Source organism: Bellilinea sp., assembly GCF_034432615.1.
GTDB lineage: Bacteria > Chloroflexota > Anaerolineae > Anaerolineales > Anaerolineaceae > Bellilinea.
This window is the reverse complement of record NZ_DAOUBL010000226.1, coordinates 1-3,189: the sequence shown is the minus strand read 5'-3', so window position 1 is coordinate 3,189 and position 3,189 is coordinate 1. Positions and strand designations below refer to the sequence as shown.

3 protein-coding genes are annotated in these 3,189 nt (G+C 54.4%); all 3 read right to left on the bottom strand.

Translation table 11 applies throughout. From position 1 onward, the window contains the following. Nucleotides 1-763, bottom strand: a 763-nt coding sequence (locus tag VAE48_RS09995) for a BMP family ABC transporter substrate-binding protein (protein WP_322793181.1), incomplete at its 3' end; no start/stop codon positions are given. A 147-nt stretch (nucleotides 764-910) separates the two neighbouring features. Then, the gene (locus tag VAE48_RS09990; RefSeq protein WP_322793180.1) at nucleotides 911-2,170 is read right to left on the bottom strand and encodes an SLC45 family MFS transporter; all 1,260 of its coding nucleotides are present in this window, start codon (nucleotides 2,168-2,170) and stop codon (nucleotides 911-913) included. A gap of 35 nt (nucleotides 2,171-2,205) precedes the next feature. Next, the gene (gene trmD, locus VAE48_RS09985; protein ID WP_322793179.1) at nucleotides 2,206-2,958 is read right to left on the bottom strand and encodes a tRNA (guanosine(37)-N1)-methyltransferase TrmD; all 753 of its coding nucleotides are present in this window, start codon (nucleotides 2,956-2,958) and stop codon (nucleotides 2,206-2,208) included. Nucleotides 2,959-3,189: the final 231 nt, after the last annotated feature.

Sequence of the window (3,189 nt, the reverse complement as noted above, 5' to 3'; positions counted from 1 at the left end):
TGCCGCGTTCCTGTACGGCGGCGGCGGTGCCCAAACCGACCGGACCGGCAACCGGCATGATGATGTCGGCGCCCTCGTCCATCAGGGTTTGACCCAGCTGGCGGCCGTCATCGGTGCTTTCGAAGTTACCAGTGAAGAGACCGGTTTGCGCGACCTCATCCCATCCAAGAACTTGCACATTGGTGCCGTGTTTTTCATTGTAGTATTTGACACCCAGCGCAAAACCGTCCATGAAAACGGTTACCGGCGGGATCTGAATACCACCAAAGGTACCGACTTTACCGGTCTTGGTGGCGCCGGCGGCAGCGTAACCCGCCAAAAAGGCAGCCTGATCGGTGGCGAAGACCAGCCCGAGCACATTCGGGATTTCGGGATCGTAGGCGAAGTCCACAATGGCAAATTTCTGGTCGGGGTTGGCCTTGGCGGCTGCAGCGGTGGCATCACCCAACAGGAAGCCCACGGTGACAATCAGGTCGCAGCCATCTTCAATGAAGGCGTTGATGTTCTTTTCGTAGTCGGTTTGCTGCTGAGATTCCAGATATTTGCCTTCGACGCCCAATTCTTTCATGGCGTCTTCAACACCCTTCCACGCCGTGGCGTTGAAGGATTTGTCATCAATACCGCCCGTGTCGGTAACCTGGCAGACCTTGATCTTCGGGGCAGCCGGTTCCTGCGGCGCGGGTGTTGCGGCTTGCTGGCAGGCGCTAAGCGCCATGCTGGCAATGATCAACACTGCTACAACAAGGTAGAGCTTTTTGAACATGCGTTTTTCTCCTCCATAAAAAATAGGATTGGAATTTGGGGACGACTCGGTTGCAGCTTCCGGGTTTCACAAAACCCCCGCAACTTGCTTCAAGTATACAACGCTTTGGAGAAGATGACAAGTTGATACTTGACACCTCTTTTTGAGTCAGGTGGAACGAGTTTTAGCTTCGCCACGCCGTACACCCAGCATCATGATCAGTGCCAGCAGCATGAACATGGGGCCGAACAGCATGACCAGCGCGTAGTTCGAACCGCTCAACTGGATGATGATGCCGTTGAGGTTGGGCCCAAAAATGGCAGCCATGGTGGAAAACAGGTAGTACAGGCCGGTGTAGGTGCCAATGTGCAGGTCATCGGTCATGTCAACGACCATGGGCAGCGAGTTGATATTGATCAACGCCCATGAAATGCCCGCCAGCATCAGGATGGTGCCGACCACCGGAACATTGCCCAGCACCGGGAGGCGGGTAAGCGAAATGGTGAGGACATTTGCGGGGACGAGGAACATGGCCAGCATACAGGAAGCCAGCAGCACAATACCGGTCATAATCGTGCGCCGCCGCCCGATTCGTCCGCCGATCAAACCGGCCGGTAAGGCCATGATCACAAAGAACAGCGAAAGCTGACCCAAAAGACGGGCGCCGTCTGATTCGGAAAGGCCTAGATGATTGACCGAATAGAGCGTAAAGAAGGCTTCAATGGCGTTGTACGCCACAAACCAGAAGAAGATCGCCAATAGAATGCGCAAGGGAGATTTTTCTTCCTCGCGGATAACTTTGCGCAGGCTGACCAGTAAACTGGGCTCGGTTTTATCGGTGACTTCGTAGTCTTTTGGCTCACGGATGAAGATAAACACCATCAGCGAAGCGAGGATGACCAGGGCTGATCCCAACCAGAACGGGTAAGCCGGGTTCATCTCGTACAGGTTTGCCCCAAACAAAAAGGCAATGATGGCCCCCACGCCGCCCATGAAATTGATAATCCCGTTCGCTTGCGAGCGGTACTGTGAGGGGGTGATATCCGGCATGAGCGCAACCACGGGTGTACGCCAGAGCGCCATGCTGAGCAGCAGTGTGCTGGTGCAGGCAACAAAGAGCGGCAGAAAGGTCTGCAAGGGGATTAATCCGAAGGCAACTGCCCCGATGGGTGCGCCGACCAGAATAAAAGGCATGCGCCGGCCAATCGGGGTTCGCAGGCGGTCTGACCAGGCCCCAATGGGGGGCTGAATCAGCAAGGCGGCGATGTTATCCAGCGTCATGAAGAATCCGATCAGCGCGGGTGCCAGATTGAACCGGTTTGCCAGAAAAATCGGGACGTAGGCGTTGTACACACTCCAGATGACGCTGACGCCAAAAAAACCAAATCCCAGCAGAAAGGTCTTGCCGAAACTGAAACGGGGAGTCATGAAAGCACCTCTTGAATGAAAAATGGGTTTGCAATTCAGGAAGAAGTTGGGGTGTCGTTTTCTGGTTTTATCAGGGATGCCAGAAAACGGCGGTCACTGTCGGAGAGTTCGGTTTTTTCTAACAGGTCAGGGCGGCGTTTCCAGGTGCGCAACAGGGCTTGCTGGCGCCGCCAGCGGGCAATCTCGGCGTGATTGCCGGAAAGCAGTACTTCGGGAACGCGCCAGCCGCGAAATTCGGCTGGACGGGTATAGTGTGGATATTCCAGCAAACCGCTGGCAAAGGAATCATCCTGCGCGCCGTCAGGGTCGCCCAGCACGCCGGGAATCAGGCGGGTGATTGAGTCGATCAGAATCAGGGCAGGCAGTTCACCGCCGGTCAGCACATAATCACCAATCGAAATTTCATCCGTAACCAGATGTTCACGCACGCGCTCATCTATTCCCTCATAGCGGCCGCACAACAGAGCCAGATGAGGATAACGTGCCAGTTCGGCAGCCACCTGCTGGGTATAAGTTCGACCCTGTGGCGTGAGTAGAATAACCGGACAGGAAGGCGGGCTGCCCAGCACGCTTTCCACGGCAGTGAATATCGGTTCGGGTTTCATCACCATACCCCCGCCGCCCCCAAAGGGTGCGTCATCGGTGATGTGGTGTTTGTCGGTTGTGAAAGAACGGATGTCATGGAGGTGAACTTCCAGCAGGCCGTTTTGAATGGCGCGCTGGAGAATGCTGATTTCGAGGTAGGGCTGAATAACGGACGGAAAAAGACTGAAAACATCAAAACGCATGCCCTCATTTTAGCCGTTGGCGAAAAAGTAGGCAAGCAAAAATGGTAAAGATTAACCCAGCCTTAAAGGTTGAACCCCAGCGCTTGACGGTTTTTTAAACCTGATGGTAATATCCTTTATATGTATTTACGAGGTAGCCGATTAAGGATGAACCGCCGTCGGCGGACTTCCAACCCGCTGACCATCATCATTTTATTGTTACTGATTGGCGGAGGAATTTATATCAATCAG

Bases quoted from the DNA above. Each gene is read 5' to 3' on its own strand.
- VAE48_RS09990 (WP_322793180.1), bottom strand. From the start codon at position 2,170: ATGACTCCCCGTTTCAGTTTCGGCAAGACCTTTCTGCTGGGATTTGGT.
- trmD (WP_322793179.1), bottom strand. From the start codon at position 2,958: ATGCGTTTTGATGTTTTCAGTCTTTTTCCGTCCGTTATTCAGCCCTAC.